The organism is Winogradskya consettensis, assembly GCF_018332715.1.
Taxonomy (GTDB): Bacteria; Actinomycetota; Actinomycetes; order Mycobacteriales; family Micromonosporaceae; genus Actinoplanes; species Actinoplanes consettensis.
The window spans coordinates 128726-144275 of record NZ_BOQP01000035.1 but is presented as its reverse complement, the minus strand read 5'-3'; the positions used below and the strand labels follow the sequence as shown (position 1 = coordinate 144275).

The window sequence follows — 15550 nt, the reverse complement described above, 5'->3', positions numbered from 1 at the left end:
CTCGCAAGACGGCCGCTGCCCTCACTCAGGCAGCGGCCGTTTCAGCTGCGGACCTGATCGTGTGATGCCGGAGAATCGGACGGCCCATCTAGAAATACGTCAAGCTGATGTTGAGTCTCCTGGACGATTCGGTCGCGTTCCTCAGGGTCGAGTTTGGTGAAGTAGCCAGCGAACTCGTTGAAGGCAGCGCCTATCTCGTCACCGTAGGCCTGCGACATGGCCGCTTGGCGCAGGTCGATCTGGTCGTTGAGTACGCCCTCAGCCATCTCTTTGAGGGGACCATCCGGACCATCGGCCAGCTTGCGAAGACTGGCACGGAGCACCTTGGCCAGGCGAGGGTCATCACCGGCAAGGTCGTACACGCTGTCATGCATGATCGATGGCCCCTCAGTTACCTGCGACGGGGTGCTGGTAGGCACCGTAACCGGACAGGTCCGGCAGGTCGGCGTGCTGCAGGAATGCCAACTGGGTCTGGATGACACCGAGCGCACCCTGCACGATTGCGTACAGGTTGTTCATCGCGGCTGTGGCCTGAGCCCACATATCGAGCAGCTCGCAGACCTCAATCGTGGCGAGCCCATAGCCGACGACCGCACCGACCCCGGTCTCTGCCGTGACCGTGCCCGCTGCGACGGCGATGCCAGCGATCATCGCAGCGTCCGCCATGCCCTTGACCCACCCAGTGACAGCCTCGGACGTGTTGTAGACGCCCTGAGCGATGGTGTCGAACTCAGCGGAGATCTTCTTCAACGGGTCAACAAGGCTCTCGACCCCGGCCGCGAGACCTGTGAAGTGCTGGTAGGCGGCGTCAGCCGCGAGGCCTTCCCAGGCACCTCCCAGAGCAATCGCACCACCCTGCACGTTGTAAGCAAGATCGTCATGGGCTTCTCCGGCATGCCCGAGGGCCTTACCCGCTTGGGCGACGGACTGCCACTCTCCAACGAAGAACTCCGACACCTTATCCAAGGGGTTGAAGCCGAAAACATAGTCGAACCCCTTCAGCGTCCAGTTCGACACACTGAGGTTGTCCAACAACGCCAAAGGGTGGCTGTATTCGACGTCGCCGACCGCCGCCAAATGCCCCGAAGGGTCGCGGGAGTCGGCATATCCTGGCCCGCAGACCTGGTCAGCCCACCGCTGCTCCAGCGTGGTCGGGTTGCTCGCACAACGGCCTGGCAGCGAGGCATCAATCTTCGCCGCGCTGGCAGTATCGGTCTCGCGGTAGTACTTCGCAGCCTCTGTCAGGCCGCTCCGGCTTTGGTCCAGGATCGTCGCGACCTTCCTCGACGTGTCGATGGCACCCTGCATCGAATCGAACGCCGTGTTGCCGATCAATTCAATGAGCACGCCATCCCACCCGGCGTCAACCGGATAGCCGCTCAGATAGCCGGTGATGGCCGTGCTGTCATCGCCTGCACGTCCGACCTGCTGTGCGTAGCCGTCCAGTGCCTCCGGCTGGACCGAGAACGACATGGTTATCCCCCGTTCAACTGCTGGTGAGCGCCAGCGCAACACAGACGCCGAGCAAACCGATGATCGTGCAAAGCGCCGCCGGCACGCCGGCCCGGCGCGATGCCCGGACGTCGTCACGCGTGCGCTGCACCACGAAGCCGTATAACCCGCCGACAACGAGCAGCAGGCTTCCAGGCGCCACGGCCCACGAAATGACGCCTCGCGCCATCGGCAGCAACGAGACCAACCCGACAAAACCGAACATCATCGAGAGTCCGGCTCCGAAGAACCTGAACCGCCAAACGGGTGGACTCTCCGTGTCCGCGTCCAGCTGCCTGCGTACATCGGCCATGAAGGTGTGGCGTAACGACACCCGCCCTCCCCCCTAAGCGAGTAAAGACTTGGAGGATAGAGGATCAAGCAGGGGACTGCTGCCCCGTCGTTATCCAGCGCGCTGCTCTACGGTGTTGGCCATGCAGATGGTCTTCGACGTGGGCTCCGATGAGCGTCATCAGGTGCGGTTCACGTTTAACAAGTTTTGGGGGAACCTGTCGATCGAGGTCGACGGCGTGAACGTCGTCAAGACGCTCCGAGTCGCCTCTGTCACCCTCGTGAAGAGCTACGACTTCGTCGTGGGACTGCAGGAGCAACACCACATTCACATCGAGAAGCATCGCAAGCAGCTTTTCGCCGGCTTCAGGCCACAACTTGTGTATGCCTACGTAGACGGGCAACTCGTCGCCCAGGGCACCGCCTGACAGCCTGGCCCGGCCAGCATGCGTGATCAGCACGATCCTCCGGCGCACCGAGAACCGCCTGAGATGGCGTCAGGTCCCTGACCGTTACGGCCCGCGGAAGACCTGGGCGGGGATCGATCGCCCTTTGCCGCTCACGAGGAGGCCTGACCAGCTGATCGGCACCGATCTTCGACTCAGATTCGCCTAGGTCCGGACCTTCACGCGGCCGTCCGGGTAGACCTTGTGGAATGTGATCAGCCACCGGATCTGCTCCTGTGGTGGCACACCACAGCCGCGCAGGAATCCGAGCAGGGTCGACTGCCGCGGGGTGCCTCCGGCGGTGATCAGGTTGTGGACCGTGGCGCGGGAGATAGGTGTTCCGGCGTCACGGCTCCGTTTGGCGATGCTGTCCAAAGATCGTTTACGCGTATGCATCAGCGCACGCAGACGTCCGGCGAACTCGACCGGCGTCGCGGCACCGGTGGGATCCGGCGGCGCGGCCGGCATGATGGGGACGCTCATCGGCCTCGTTCTCATCCTGGCTGGAATCGGCTCTGCCTGTCTCGACAGACGTCGATCATCGATCGCCACACCATGGGAAAACAAGAACGCAGCCGCGCACGACTTCTGCGTGCAGACGTCGCCGGCTCCGGCCTCTCGCACCTATCACGCTAACGCCGGGCGAACCGCCGAGTGGTTGCATATCACGTTGCGCATACTCGCGTAAGGTTTCCGAGGATCCTCGAATAGAGCGCGCGGTGTGCGGCTTATCGTGACCGAAGCGGTTTCGGCTCATAAAGCCGACCGGCAAACAGGTCTCATTGCTCCAGCGAATAAATAGAAGCGTGCCCATAAGGGACACGCCGGGTAGCTGTAGGACGTGAAAGATGGGCAACGAATTGACGCCAGCTGAGGATTCTTCGAGCTCTCATCATTGGGCACGGCTGGCCTTGGCCGTCGGGCTCGTCGCCGGGGCGGCCCTGATCGGTGGTGTGCAGCCGGCCGCCGCAGCCGTTCAGCCGAAGGACCCCCTGGGAAACGTTCTCTCGATTTTCGACCCGTCCGGGCAACCGATGCCCACCGGGGATGTTCCCGGCTGGAAGCAGGTGTTCGCGGATGACTTCAGGACGACGGTGCTGCTCGGCGACTTCCCGAACCTGGTGTCCGACAAGTGGGGAGCGTACGGCGACGGCTGGAAGGACACCACCGGGAACGGCATCAACTTCCCGTCCAAGGTGGTCAGCGTCGTGAACGGCGTGATGGACTTCCACCTGCGGTCCGAACAGGGACAGCGGCTGGTCTCAGCACCCGTTCCCAAGATCCCGGAGCCCGAGGGCGGACCCCAGCCCTACGGTCGCTACGTCGTACGGTTCCGGGCCGACCCCATGCCCGGATACAAGATCGCTTGGCTGCTCTGGCCGGACAGCAACGTTTGGGAAGAGGGAGAGATCGACTTTCCCGAAGGCGATCTCGACTCGGACATCTGGGCCTTCATGCATTTCCGTGACAGCCCCAAGGAGCAGGACTGGTTCAACACCAAAACTGCGTTCAAAGGCTGGCACACCGCCGAGATCGAGTGGACGCCGAACCTCGTGCAGTTCACGCTGGACGACAAGATCGTCGGCCGGTCGACCGACCCCAGCAGAATCCCGGACACCCCGATGCATTGGGTTCTGCAAACCGAATCGAATTCCACTACGACTTCGTCGATCCTCCAGATATCCGGGCACGTAAAGATCGACTGGGTAACCGCCTACCGCATGGCTGACACGAAGTAGGCACCTTCTGAACCGCAGGACGGCAACTGGCCGCATCGGAATCGATGCGGCCAGTTGTCTGCCCGTGCTCTACGGCGATCAGCGGGACTTGACGACCCCCAGGGTGGTCGGGGTGACGTTCGGGAAGACCGAGCCGACGTTGGTGAGGCCGCAGCGCTTCTGCAGGATCTCCGCGATGACCGCGCGGTAGTCGGTGGTGACCTTCAGGTCTCCGTCGACCAGGGACCGGTCGCCGAGGCCGGGCCAGGTGCCGTGGACCTGGCCGCCGTTGATGGAGCCGCCCAGCATCAGCATGGCGTTGCCGTAGCCGTGGTCGAGGCCGGCTGAGCCGTTCTCGGCTACCCGGCGGCCGAATTCGGAGACCGTGATCAGGGTTACGCGCTTCATCGCGTCGGGGCCGAGATCGGCGGCGAAGGCGGCCAGGGCGGCGGCCAGCTGGGTGAGGTTGTCGTACATCTTCTTGCCGGGGGCGGCTGTGCCCAGGTTCTCGTGCATGTCCCAGTCGCCGGAGTCGACGCAGGCTGACATCAGGCCGACGTCGGATTTGATCAGACGGGCGACGTCGCGCAGGGCCTTGCCCAGCGGGTTCGCCGGGTACTGCGTCGAGGAGGCGGGCTGGGCCGCGGTGGCCGTTTTCATCGTGCCGAGGGCGCTGGCCAGGCGGGTGGCCGTGTCGCCCATGATGCCGGGGACTCCTGCGTAGAGGCCGGTCATCGTGGCGGTCATCGGCTGGTATTTCGCCTCGCCCGCCAAGGCGAAGCCGTCTATCGAGCTCAGGTCCAGCTCGGGGCTGGGGCCGGCCATGACACGGGCGGGCATGAAGCTGCCCACGGCCATACCGTTCATCGGGGTGGTGGCGCCCAGGCCGCCGAGGACGCGGTTCAGCCAGCCCGTACGCACGGACGTGCCGGGCGCTGCTCGTTCCAGTTCCTCCATCGCGGCGAAGTGGGAGCGGTTCGGGGTCGGCTGGCCGGCTGCGTGGATGGCGCCGAACGTGCCGGCGTTCCAGAGGGGCAGCAACGGCTTGAGGGCCGGGTGGAGGCCGAAGCGGGGGTCGTCGCCGAGGAGCTGGGATCTGGGGACGGCGATGGTGGGGCGGGCGGCGTAGTAGTCGGCGTCGAAGGCGGGGACGATCGCGGAGAGTCCGTCGAAGCCGCCGCGCAGGGAGAGCAGGACGAAGACGTCGCCGGAGTACGGGCCGGCGGCGTACGCGAGCTGGGTCGAGATCTGGTCGGCACCGAAGCCGATCAGCGCGCCGGCTGCGGCGGCGGTGCCCAGAAAGCGGCGGCGGCTGGTGGTGGTGGTGGTGGTGGTGGTGCAGCAGGACGCGTCGGTCATGGTCATCACCGGATTCCGAAGTAGGGCGAGTTCAGCAGGCATGCGACGAGGTACGGGAACGCCCAGCCGACGGCGCTGTCCGTGGATTTCAGCGGGTCGGCCGGGGTCTTGCTGAAGTAGGCGGTGGCCGTCGCGCGGTGGGCGGTGGAGAGGTTCTGGCCGAAGAGGCGCTGGGCCAGGGTGTCGACGAGGGCGCCGTACGTTGCGGGTAGCGGGCCGATGAGTTCGGTGAACAGGTTGGCCGGGCGGGTGAGCTCGGTCGGCCAGTAGCCGGCGGCGAGGTTCAGGTGGGCGTTCCAGCGGGTCAGCAGGCCCGACGGGGAGGACCAGGCGGATTCCACGTCGGGGTAGCCGTCGGGGGTGGCCCAGGCCATGGGGCCCTGGCCCGCGTTGCTCGCGTAGTAGTAGAGCGCTTCCATGCCCTTGGTGCCCGAGGCGTCGGGGGCGAGGGCGAGGGCCCGGACGGAGGCGACGAGGTCCTCGTACGGTGTGCGCGACTTCTGGCCCCGGGAAGCGGCGAACTCCGTGGAGGTGAACAGCGCGCGGAGCACCGGCACGATCGCCGAGCCGTTGTCGAGGTAGACCTTCGCGAGCCGGGTGACCAGCGGATCGGGCGGCGTGTCGCTGACGAAGCGTACGCACAGCTTGGTGGCGATCCTGCGGGCTGTTGCCGGGTGCAGGGCGAGGTAGTCGAGGAACTGGAGCGACGCGGGTTCGCCGTCGGCGGCGGTCGCGTTGGGGTGCGAGAAGCCCAGGACGCTGACGGGGCCGGTGGCGTGGGTGGTCGCGGCGTACTTGTAGTTGCCGGTGTTCCAGTCGACGGTGAGCCCGGTCAGCAGGCGGGCCGCGTTCTTCACGTCCTGCTCGTTGTAGACCAGGCCTACGGTGTGGAGTTCGAGCAGCTCACGGCCGTAGTTCTCGTTCGGTGCCGTCTTCGTGGAGAACCGGTTGTCCAGGTACGTCAGCATCGCCGGGTGCCGCGCGCTCGCCTTGAGCATGTCCGCGAACCGGCCGAACGCGTAGGCGCGGATCACCGTACGGTCGTAGTCCGGGCGGCTGTCCCAGACGTCGCTCGACGGGCAGGTGACGTTGAGGTGGTTCGACCAGAAGTCGACCATCACCTCGAACAGCTGGCGCTCGCTCCAGATCGCCCGGCTCGTCGCGGCGTACGTGGTCTGGTACATCGCGTCCCAGGCGTACTGCTTGAGGGTTCCCGCCTTGACCCGGGCCTTGAGGGTGTCGTTCGACGCCCCGGCGAGGGGGAAGCGGGCGGCGATGTCCGCGCCGCGATCGTCCCGGATCGAGGCCGGGTCGAGCTGGCGGTCCAGCCACGCCGACCGGCCGATCCTGCGGATCTCCGCGACGGATGCCGCGGTCAGCCCGTAGGTGGCACGGCGCAGCAGGTGCAGGTCGGCGTCGGCCGGCACGAGCTCGGTCGCCGGTGCGGCCGAGGCCGCCGATGACGACACCACGGCGGGTACGACGAGGGCGGCACCGACGGCGGCGGTGCCACCGACGACTCGGCGGCGGGTGATCCGGGATGTTGCGGGTGAGAGCGTCACGCCTCGATGTTCGGCACCACCCCGGGATCACTTCGGCGCTAAAACCCCGTCGCAACCACGTGCACCCGAATCATCACATTGCGTAGTCGGGGACCCAGGGACGGGGAATCAGCTGGCGACGGCTCTCCGCGGGAGGAAGGACGGGTGCCAGTGCCGTACGCCCCATGCCCCGGTAACGCCACCCCGCCGCTGCCCACGCCCCGCCGTCGAGGCAGTTCCGGCCGTCGATGACCCGGCGTTCCCGCACGAGGGCTCCGATCCGCACCGGGTCGGCGGTGCGGAACTCGGCCCATTCCGTGAGGACGCAGGTGAGGACGGCGTCCTGCACGGCTTCGTCGAGCGATGCCGCGTACGACAGCTCGGGGTGGGCTGTTTTCGCATTGGCCATGCCCTCGGGGTCGTAGACGTGCACGTCCGCGCCGGCCCGCGCCAACGAGACCGCTGCGGCGAGTGCCGGGGCGTCGCGGATGTCGTCGGAGTCCGGCTTGAACGTGGCCCCGAGCACCGCGATGCGCGCGCCCGCGAAGTCGGGACCGGCCGGACCGGCGGGGCAGCCCAGCTCCTCGGCGGCCAGGTTGACCACGCGGGACCGGCGGCGCTGGTTGATCAGGTCCACCTCGTGCAGGAAACGCAGGGCCTCGCCGGCGCCGATCTCCTGCGCGCGGGCCTGGAACGCCCGGATGTCCTTCGGCAGGCAGCCCCCGCCGAACCCGATGCCCGCCTGCAGGAAACGGTGGCCGATGCGGGGGTCGTACCCGATGGCCTGGGAGAGCTGGGTGACGTCGGCGTCCGCCGCCTCGCAGACCTCGGCCATCGCGTTGATGAAGCTGATCTTCGTCGCGAGGTACGCGTTCGCGGCGACCTTGACCAGCTCGGCGGTGGCGTGATCGGTGACGACCACGGGCACCTCACGATCCTCGGACGCGGCGAGGTCGAAGAGGCCCTTGTGCGCGGAGTAGACCATCCGCGAGGCCCAGTCGCTGCGTACGCCGACGACGACCCGGCTGGGCCGGAGCACGTCCTCGACCGCGTAGCCCTCCTGCAGGAACTCCGGTGACCAGGCGACCTCCACGCCCAGCGCGGGGTCGCAATGGCGGTGGACGATCTGCTCGACCCACTGCGCGGTGCCGACCGGGACGGTCGACTTGCCGACGATCAGGGCCTTCCGGGTCAGGTACGGCGCGAGCCCGGTCACCGAGGCTTCGACGTAGCCGAGGTCGGCGCCGAGCCCGTCGTGGCGCTGCGGGGTGCCGACGCAGATGAAATGCACGTCCCCGAAGTCCGCGGCCTCCTGGTACGACGTGGTGAACCGCAGCCGCCCGGAGCCGAGGTTCTTGCGCAGCAACTCGTCCAGGCCCGGCTCGTGGAACGGGACGGTCCCACCGGCCAGCGTCGCGATCTTGACCGCGTCGACGTCGAGTCCCAGCACCTCGTAACCGAGCTCGGCGAAGCAGATCGCGTACGTCGCGCCGAGGTATCCGGTGCCGAGGAACGTCAGGCGCGGGCGGGCGGCACCGGAGGGCGGCGCGATCGCGGTCACGGCCGGCATGGCGGGTCCCGGCGGATAGGGGATGGTCACAGCACGCGCTCCATCATTCGGCGGAACCTGTCCCGGCTCTTCGGGAAGGGCGAGGTCGGCGACGAGAGGCGGTGCAGGTCCCCGTGCGCCGAGTCCGCGTCGAAGTAGAGGGCGAACGCCACCCCGTTACGCGGGTCCTGGATGAACTGGATCATGTTGGCGACGAACTCCGGGTTGTCGCCGCCGCCGCGACCGTCGAGCCGCTTCGACAGGCCCCACTCCGGGATGACGAGCCGCTTGCCGTGCGCGGCGGCGAAGTCGGCCCAGAAGCGCAGGCCGCTCCTGCCGTTCAGCTTGTTGGACCAGACCGTCGCGGACCGGGCCTGCCGATCGGCCTCGCTGGCCCCCGCCGGCACGGGATAGGTGTTCGACGCCCACGACACGTCATAGACATCGACCCCGACAAAATTCACATACCCATCCCCCGGGTACGCCTCCTCGGCCGCGAACTGGTTCACGCCGCCCGCCGGGTTCCACAGGAACTGGAACTTCTGGCCCGGGATCGAACGCATCGCGGTGACGATCCGGCGGAAGCAGTTGACGTAGCTCTGCTTGCGTCCGTGCGCCGCCCACGGGTACCACGAGCCGTCGAACTCCCAGCCCGGCCGCAGAATCGTGCGGGACATCCCCCGGCCCATGAGGTTGCGTCCCAGCTCGACCCAGCGCAGGTCGAACGCCCCGGTCGCGCACTGCGACAGCCGCAGCTCGGACACCGCCGGCGCGTCCGCGGGCTGGTGCGGGAACATCGCCAGCGAATAGATGAGCCGCCGGCCCGAACGCTGCCACGGCTTCAGCATCCATTCCGGGCCGGTGATGCTCTCCCACGAGTCACCGGCGGAGAAGTCGAGCGCGTAGGGCGCCGCCGTCAGCGAGAACTGCTGCCATGCGAGCAGGCCGTTCGCACCCTTGGCTGCAGGACCCAGGTAGGCGCCGAACACCGCGTCGGACGAGGGCAGGGCCACCGCCGTCAGACCACGCTTGTACGGCAAAGCGGTAACGGCGTTGAACACCGCGACCCCGGCCACCACGACCGCCAGGGTCGCCGCGACGATGCGGACGGAGTACCGCTTGAGCCCGGTCACCCGGCGGGTCACGCGTTCGTACTTCACAGTTGATCCTTGCGATTGAGAACGAAGACCCGGACGTGTTCGAAGTTCTTGAATTCGGTGAGGGTGTAGGCCGAGGTCAGGAACGCCTGCGTGGTTTCGGGCAGGCCGATCATCGGGTCCATGTAGAACTCGGTGGCGGAGACCAGCCACAGCCGCCGGGTCGTGCCGACGCAGGTGACCGGTTCGGTGCACTCCTGCGCGCCGAACCCGCCGAGCTGCTGCGACGTCTTCAGCACCAGAACGTCCTTCGGCAGCTTCGCGTCACGCCCCTCGAAGCCGAAGGCGCGGCGGCCGTTGCGCCCGGTGCCCGTGTAGACGACGCCGTCGCCGGGATGGGTCCGGGCCAGGACTGCTGCTGCGGCACCACGGAAGTCGGGTTCACCCAGTACGGGACTGCGGCGGGCTTCCTGCAGGGCGGGCAGCCCGACGTAGAAGACGCCGGCTACGACGGTCAGGGCGCTGAGCGAGAGGGCGATCGAGGTGCCGTCGCGGGTGAGGCGGACCAGGGCGTACCCGGCGGCGCCGGCCAGCAACGCCCAGGCCGGCAGGGTGAACAGCAGATAGCGGTGCAGGAAGAGGTGCAGGATCGGGAAGGTCAGGTAGCAGAACACCGGCGGCGCGATCGCCCAGGTCAGCAGCAGCAGGACCAGGCTCCGGTGCCGTTTCCACAGGAACGCGGCGGCGAGCACCGCGACGCCGGCCATCAGCGACGCCACCTGCCACGACCCGAACACCTTGTCCGGCATGTTGGCGACCGCCGAGCCGTCCGCCCTGATCCACGCGATGGCGCCCGACTGCTGCGAACCCTTCGCCGCGAGCGGCAGCCCGCCGGTGATCCCGATGACCACGCCGACGATCCAGCGCAGCTGACGGAAGTCGTCCTTCGCGCGGAGGACCCGCCACATGTAGACGGCGTGCGCCAGCAGGATCGTCAGGGTCACGATGTGCACCATGGCGGCCCCGACGAGGACCAGGCCGTAGCCGATCCACCGCAGCCAGGACGGCCGGTCCACGGCCCGCAGCATCAGCAGCGTGGACAGTACGGCGAACGTGATCGCGAAGGCGTACGGGCGGGCCTCCTGGCCGTACCGCGTGACCGAGGGGATGCCGGCGAACAGCAGCCCGGCCACGACGCCGGCCCCGGTGTCGAACATCCGCCGGCCCAGCAGCGCGACCAGGGCCGCCGCCGCCGCCATGAACAGCGCCGACGGGAGCCGCAGGGACAGCTCGGAGTCGCCGAACAGCGCGATCCAGCCGTGCATGAACAGGTAGTACGGCGCCACGACGGTGTCGACGTGCTGCAGGAGCCGGCCGAGATCGCCGAAGCTGAGCGTCGAGGCGTACCAGGTCGCGTACTCGTCGTTCCACATCGCCCGGGAGCCGATCCCCAGCAGTGTCATCACCAGCGTCAGCAGCGCTGCCGGCACCGCGACGAGCACGGCCGGCCAGCGGGGCAGCCGGCCGCCGCCCAGGCTGTCAATGGGAACGGCGGCGACGCTGCGCGGCTCGTCCACGTCCAACGGCGGCGACAATACTTGGATTTCTGCCATCACTTCCTCCTACGTACGCGGGCGGCGAGGCCCGGCCTCAGCCGGCCAGCGATTTGCCGAGCAAGCCACCGAGCAGCGTCGAATAGGTGGCGGTGATGTGGCTCTTGTCGCGATAGACGACGGTGTTCCCGATGATCGCCGGGCAGACGGTCGCGGTGCAGAACCACGGCGTGGTCTCCACGACCCGTACACCGTTGCGTTTTGCCATCGACCGGATGGCCCGTTGCCTGGTGACGCTCAACGCGTCGGCCGGTTTCAGGTTGCACAGGCGGATACGAGCGGGATGCCCGGAGAGGCACTCGGGCACGTTGTCCTTCGGCACCGGGGTGTCCTGGATGATGACCGGGACGGCACCGGAGCGCTTGAGCTTCTTCGCGGTGCTGAGCCACGCGTTCGCCCAGGCTGTCTCCGGATCCCCGGGGGCCCCCAGCGGGTTGTCCGAGCGCTGGATCGTCGACATCACCACCATTTCCGGGCGGAGCTTCCTGATCCGGCGTAGCGCGTCCGCACGCCATTGCTCGCACTCGGCGTACGGCGTGCGGCTGTCGCCCTTCATGAACTCGGCCTGGGCCGGGGTGCAGCCCGCCTTGGTGTAGACGACGAGTCGCCAATGACGTGCCTGTGCGACGACGTTCAGCGCGTCGTACCAGTGCTGGGCGTGCGAGTCGCCGAACAGCACCACCTGGGTCGTGCCCGCGGCGAACCCGCGCTTCTCGCAGCCGGCGCCGATGTTGTAGGAGATCGACCGGACCTCGGACTCGGCGATGCAGTTGCCGTCGTTCGGGAAGTCGGACTCCGAGGCGGTGAGGGACGGCTCCAGATTGGACGGGAGTTTCGTGGCGGCCGCGCTGGTGCGCACGAGCCGGACGAGCTGGTTCGCGGAAACGGTGCGTGACTCGAGCACGGTCGAGGTGACCGTCGCGGTCCGGACTCCCTTGACCACGGGCAGCGGCATCACCTGGGCGACCAGCGTGATGATCACCGCGCCGGCGGTCAGCGAGAAGCCGAGCGCGAGACCGAGGCTCGGGCGTACCCGGAAGACCCGGTGGAAGCGGATCTGGTTCTCCACCGCCGCCAGCGACATCGACGCCGGCACCAGGGTCGCGACCATGAGCCCCAGCCTGGTCAGCACATTCGGCTGGTGACCGAGCACGTACGGCGCGATGATCAGGACCGGCCAGTGCCACAGGTACCAGCTGTAGGAGAGCCGGCCCAGCTCCTGCATCGGCTTGAGACCGAGCAGCCGCTGCGCGCCCCAGGACGGATGTGCGCAGCCACCGGCGATCACCAGGCCGGCGGCGGCGACCGGCAGCAGCGCCGCGTACCCCGGGAACACGGTGTTGTCGGTGTACAGCAGCGCGGCCACGGCGATCCCGGCAAGGCCCGCCCAGGTCAGGGTCGCCGCGAACGACTTCCCGAGCCGGGCCAGTCCGTGCCCGCCCAGCGCGATGAGTGCCCCGACGCCGAGTTCCCACGCGCGGGTGTGGATGCCGAAATAGGCCCAGGGCAGGTTCCGGGTCGACTGCCAGATGCACAGCGCGAGCGAGACCCCGCTGAGCAGCACCAGGCTCGTCACGGCGGCCGCGATGCTCGGCTTGCCGCGGCGGGCCCACGCCAGCGAGAACACGATCAGCAGCAGCGGCCAGACGAGGTAGAACTGCTCCTCCACCGCGAGCGACCAGAAGTGCTGCAACGGTGACGGCTCCCGCAGCGCGCCCAGGTAGTCGGTGTTCTGGATGGCCAGCCGGTAGTTCAACGAGTAGGTCGCCGAGGACAGCGCGTCCTCCGCGATCGCCCGCAGGCTCAGCGGCGGCATCCAGTGCCAGGCGGCCGCGAGGGTGCCCAGCACCACGACGGTCGAGGCGGGGAGCAGCCGGGTCATCCGCCGGGAGTAGAACCGGCTCAGCGAGATGCGCCCGGTGGTCTCGAGCTCGCGGAACAGCAGGCCGGTGATCAGGAACCCGGAGATCACGAAGAAGATGTCGACGCCGACGTAGCCGCCACCGATCGCCCCGATGCCGGCGTGGTAACCGACGACCAGCACGACGGCGACGGCCCGCAGACCCTGGATATCGGCCCGGAACCCGGTGGCCCGCACGACGGGCCGCGGCGACGGGCGCCGCCCGCGCCGTCTGCGCCGTTTCGGTGCCGGGGCCTTGGTGACCTCGACGGCCTGTGCGGGAATGCTGACCGGGGCCTCGTAGGTCTTCAGCTTGATCATGACAGTGCGGCCGCGGTCGTTGTCGCGTTACGCGAGCCCGGGATCGTCGGCAGCACGGCGGGGAGCGCGGGACCGGCCGGGCGCCGCTCCGGTGTCGAACGATTGCCCATGAGCAGGGGGAAGACGAAATACAGCATGGGGAGCGCGAACATGACCGTGGCCCAGAAGAGCTCGGGACCGAAGCGCATGACGCCGAGCACGATGCCCGTCCAGGTGAGGAGCTGGGCCGAGATGAGCCAGACCCGCAGGACCCGCAGCACCCGCTTCGCCGTCGGGGTGCGCTTGGCGGCGCCGGTGGGCACCCACGCCGCCGTACGCCCGCGGAGGAAGTCGAACAGCGCCAGCGCGTGGCAGAAACCGATCAGCATCTGGACGCGTACGACGATCGGGGACCACCGGTAGTCGGTGACCCGGGGCATCAGGGTCGACCACACGAAGATGGTCCCGATCAGCGGCACGTAGTTCATCGGCCGGATCTGGTCGGGGAAGAACCAGAGCATCAGGATGCCCGGCACGGGACCGGCGAACGCCGCGATCGCCGTGGTGATGTAGTAGAGAAAACCGGTCCAGAAGCACAGTTTCTGCCTGATGGTCAGCGTCGAGCGGTGGAAGGTGTTGTCGGCCAGCAGGCTCATGCTGCCGGTGCACCAGCGGTACTGCTGGTTCGCGAAGCCGTCGAAGTTGTCCGGGCACACCCCTTTGGCCAGGTTGACCGGGACGTAGCGGGTCCGGAAGCCGACCTTCGCCAGGTTCACTCCGGTGTGGACGTCCTCGCTGTGCCCGATCTGCGCGAACCCCCCGGCCTTGACCAGCGCCGTGCGGCGGTACATGGCGTTCGTCCCCACGCAGATCGCGGCGTCGACCGCGTCCCGGGCCGGCTGGATCCAGCGGTAGAACATCTCCTGGGTCGCGCCCGCCGCGCGTTGCAGCCAGTTGAAGTGGTCCTGCTGGATGTCGAAGAACTGCGGCGACTGCACGATCCCGATCCCCGGGTCGTCGAAGTAGGGCGCCAGTTCCCTCGTCATGTCGGGGCGCGGTGCGAAGTCGGCGTCGAAGACGTGGATGAGGTCGCCGTCCGAGTTCTCGTATCCGTACCGCAGGTTGCCGGCCTTCTTCAGCTCTCCCCGGTTGGGCCGGCTGCGATACTCGAAGCCGAAGTGATGGGCCAGGCCCTCCACCGACTCGCGGGCGGAGTCGTCGAGCACGTGGACCGTGAGCCGGCCGGGCCAGTCGAGTTGGGCGACGTGGCGGTAGGTGTTCTCCAGGATGGAGAGCGGCTCACCGGCGGACGGCAGGAACACGTCCACGGACGGATACCGGGCGGGGGCGTAGGCGCGTACCTTCAGGTCGTGCTGGACCCGGCTGCTGCGGCGGCGACGGGTGCTCGACATCAGGCTGATGAAGACCGCGGCGATCTGCAGCGCGATGAGCTCGTACAGCAGGCTCGTCCACATCGAGTTGAGCGCCATGCGCATCATCCCGTACATCACGCCGACAAAGGCGAGCAGGAAGACGACGAAGATCCAGCGTCCCTGCCGCCCGTAGTACAGGTACTTCTCCTCATCGGTCGGCGGAAGTGGCACATAGTCGACGGCACCGGACGTCCCCGGCCCGAGGCGAGCAACGCCGCCGCGCTGAATCTCTGCAAGTGCCACCGAAGAGCCTTCCGGGAAGAACGACTGGGGCAAACCACCCAATTGATTGCATATGGCGGGTATCGGGCGGAACGCTAGCGTCGAGGCGCGACAGGCCGCTAGCCACGTGCGGGTTCCACCGATCGGGTGGAAACAAAGCACCGTTTCGCAACCCCCGGCCGCAACCCGGCAAAGCAGCCGGGGCCACCGTGCCATTTCGCCGGCAATCGCGTAACCACACCGCGCGAGGACGGCCCCGGCAGACCCTGCACGGGTCCAAATACGGAGACAGGGCAGCCATCTACGGTCCGGCACGGCAATTGCGCAGCCGAACTGGAAACGAAATCGAAACAGAATGCATTCGCGTGATGATCATCACACCGGCACAACCGGAACGGCGGGGCGTCGACTCTCGGTCGATGAATGCGGCAGCTGGTGACCCTATTCGGCGCTGGAACGCGATAGGACGCGAAGATCACTCGCGAATATCTGGGCCGGTGTCGTCACGGCCAGGTTTCACGACGCGTTCGCCGCCGTTCACTCCCACGGATTAAGCCGAAAGCACGGGACGGCGGGCCGGCATCAATGAC

At 67.7% G+C, this 15550-nt stretch carries 12 protein-coding genes and 1 pseudogene; 2 read left to right on the top strand and 11 right to left on the bottom strand.

Features of this window, described 5'->3' with window-relative positions; translation table 11 throughout:
* Window positions 1–41: 41 nt before the first annotated feature.
* Genes Aco04nite_RS30900 through Aco04nite_RS30890 form a run of 3 tightly spaced genes read right to left on the bottom strand, consistent with a single transcriptional unit; the run spans window position 42 to window position 1804 of the window.
* On the bottom strand, window positions 42–374 hold the full coding sequence (locus Aco04nite_RS30900; protein ID WP_213000755.1) for a hypothetical protein: 333 nt from the start codon (window positions 372–374) through the stop codon (window positions 42–44).
* Between the two features lie 13 nt (window positions 375–387).
* Window positions 388–1473: a WXG100 family type VII secretion target gene (locus Aco04nite_RS30895; protein WP_213000754.1), complete on the bottom strand. Its 1086-nt coding sequence runs from the start codon at window positions 1471–1473 to the stop codon at window positions 388–390.
* A gap of 13 nt (window positions 1474–1486) precedes the next feature.
* Window positions 1487–1804 carry a hypothetical protein gene (locus tag Aco04nite_RS30890; RefSeq protein ID WP_213000753.1) on the bottom strand — a complete coding sequence of 106 codons (318 nt, stop codon included), beginning with the start codon at window positions 1802–1804 and terminating at the stop codon, window positions 1487–1489.
* A gap of 121 nt (window positions 1805–1925) precedes the next feature.
* Here Aco04nite_RS30890 and Aco04nite_RS30885 point away from each other — a divergent pair, with 121 nt between their 5' ends.
* A complete protein-coding gene (locus tag Aco04nite_RS30885) occupies window positions 1926–2210 on the top strand; it encodes a hypothetical protein (protein WP_213000752.1) in 285 nt (94 codons plus the stop codon).
* A gap of 183 nt (window positions 2211–2393) precedes the next feature.
* Here Aco04nite_RS30885 and Aco04nite_RS30880 read toward each other — a convergent pair whose 3' ends face one another.
* Window positions 2394–2711, bottom strand: coding sequence for a helix-turn-helix domain-containing protein (locus Aco04nite_RS30880; protein ID WP_213000751.1), 318 nt, complete (start codon window positions 2709–2711; stop codon window positions 2394–2396).
* Window positions 2712–3076: 365 nt separating this feature from the next.
* Between Aco04nite_RS30880 and Aco04nite_RS30875 the strand changes: the two genes are divergently transcribed.
* On the top strand, window positions 3077–3967 hold the full coding sequence (locus tag Aco04nite_RS30875; protein WP_213000750.1) for a glycoside hydrolase family 16 protein: 891 nt from the start codon (window positions 3077–3079) through the stop codon (window positions 3965–3967).
* 78 nt (window positions 3968–4045) lie between these two features.
* Here Aco04nite_RS30875 and Aco04nite_RS30870 read toward each other — a convergent pair whose 3' ends face one another.
* The 7 genes and pseudogenes from Aco04nite_RS30870 to Aco04nite_RS30840 all read right to left on the bottom strand — a co-directional run bounded on the left by Aco04nite_RS30870 (window position 4046) and on the right by Aco04nite_RS30840 (window position 14981).
* Window positions 4046–5305: a DUF1501 domain-containing protein gene (locus tag Aco04nite_RS30870; protein ID WP_213000749.1), complete on the bottom strand. Its 1260-nt coding sequence runs from the start codon at window positions 5303–5305 to the stop codon at window positions 4046–4048.
* A 5-nt stretch (window positions 5306–5310) separates the two neighbouring features.
* Entirely contained in the window at window positions 5311–6867 is a 1557-nt protein-coding gene (locus tag Aco04nite_RS30865) for a DUF1800 domain-containing protein (RefSeq protein WP_244876415.1), read from the bottom strand.
* Between the two features lie 157 nt (window positions 6868–7024).
* Window positions 7025–8446 (bottom strand): annotated as a pseudogene (locus tag Aco04nite_RS30860) (UDP-glucose dehydrogenase family protein); the annotation flags it as partial.
* On the bottom strand, window positions 8443–9555 hold the full coding sequence (locus Aco04nite_RS30855; protein ID WP_213000747.1) for a glycoside hydrolase family 26 protein: 1113 nt from the start codon (window positions 9553–9555) through the stop codon (window positions 8443–8445). The pseudogene Aco04nite_RS30860 and the gene Aco04nite_RS30855, both read right to left, overlap by 4 nt.
* Entirely contained in the window at window positions 9552–11105 is a 1554-nt protein-coding gene (locus Aco04nite_RS30850; RefSeq protein ID WP_213000746.1) for a glycosyltransferase family 39 protein, read from the bottom strand. Before Aco04nite_RS30850 ends, Aco04nite_RS30855 begins: the two co-directional genes overlap by 4 nt.
* A 37-nt stretch (window positions 11106–11142) precedes the next feature.
* A complete protein-coding gene (locus Aco04nite_RS30845; protein WP_213000745.1) occupies window positions 11143–13326 on the bottom strand; it encodes an acyltransferase family protein in 2184 nt (727 codons plus the stop codon).
* Complete coding sequence (locus Aco04nite_RS30840; protein WP_213000744.1) at window positions 13323–14981, bottom strand: glycosyltransferase family 2 protein; 1659 nt, start codon at window positions 14979–14981, stop codon at window positions 13323–13325. The genes Aco04nite_RS30845 and Aco04nite_RS30840 overlap by 4 nt, the downstream gene beginning before the upstream one ends.
* Between the last annotated feature and the right edge of the window lie 569 nt (window positions 14982–15550).

What these genes read in the sequence shown, in the direction of transcription:
- Aco04nite_RS30900 (WP_213000755.1), bottom strand. Translation starts at nt 374, where the DNA reads ATGCATGACAGCGTGTACGACCTTGCCGGTGATGACCCTCGCCTGGCC.
- Aco04nite_RS30895 (WP_213000754.1), bottom strand. Translation starts at nt 1,473, where the DNA reads ATGTCGTTCTCGGTCCAGCCGGAGGCACTGGACGGCTACGCACAGCAG.
- Aco04nite_RS30890 (WP_213000753.1), bottom strand. Translation starts at nt 1,804, where the DNA reads ATGGCCGATGTACGCAGGCAGCTGGACGCGGACACGGAGAGTCCACCC.
- Aco04nite_RS30885 (WP_213000752.1), top strand. Translation starts at nt 1,926, where the DNA reads ATGCAGATGGTCTTCGACGTGGGCTCCGATGAGCGTCATCAGGTGCGG.
- Aco04nite_RS30880 (WP_213000751.1), bottom strand. Translation starts at nt 2,711, where the DNA reads ATGAGCGTCCCCATCATGCCGGCCGCGCCGCCGGATCCCACCGGTGCC.
- Aco04nite_RS30875 (WP_213000750.1), top strand. Translation starts at nt 3,077, where the DNA reads ATGGGCAACGAATTGACGCCAGCTGAGGATTCTTCGAGCTCTCATCAT.
- Aco04nite_RS30870 (WP_213000749.1), bottom strand. Translation starts at nt 5,305, where the DNA reads ATGACCGACGCGTCCTGCTGCACCACCACCACCACCACCACCACCAGC.
- Aco04nite_RS30850 (WP_213000746.1), bottom strand. Translation starts at nt 11,105, where the DNA reads ATGGCAGAAATCCAAGTATTGTCGCCGCCGTTGGACGTGGACGAGCCG.
- Aco04nite_RS30845 (WP_213000745.1), bottom strand. Translation starts at nt 13,326, where the DNA reads ATGATCAAGCTGAAGACCTACGAGGCCCCGGTCAGCATTCCCGCACAG.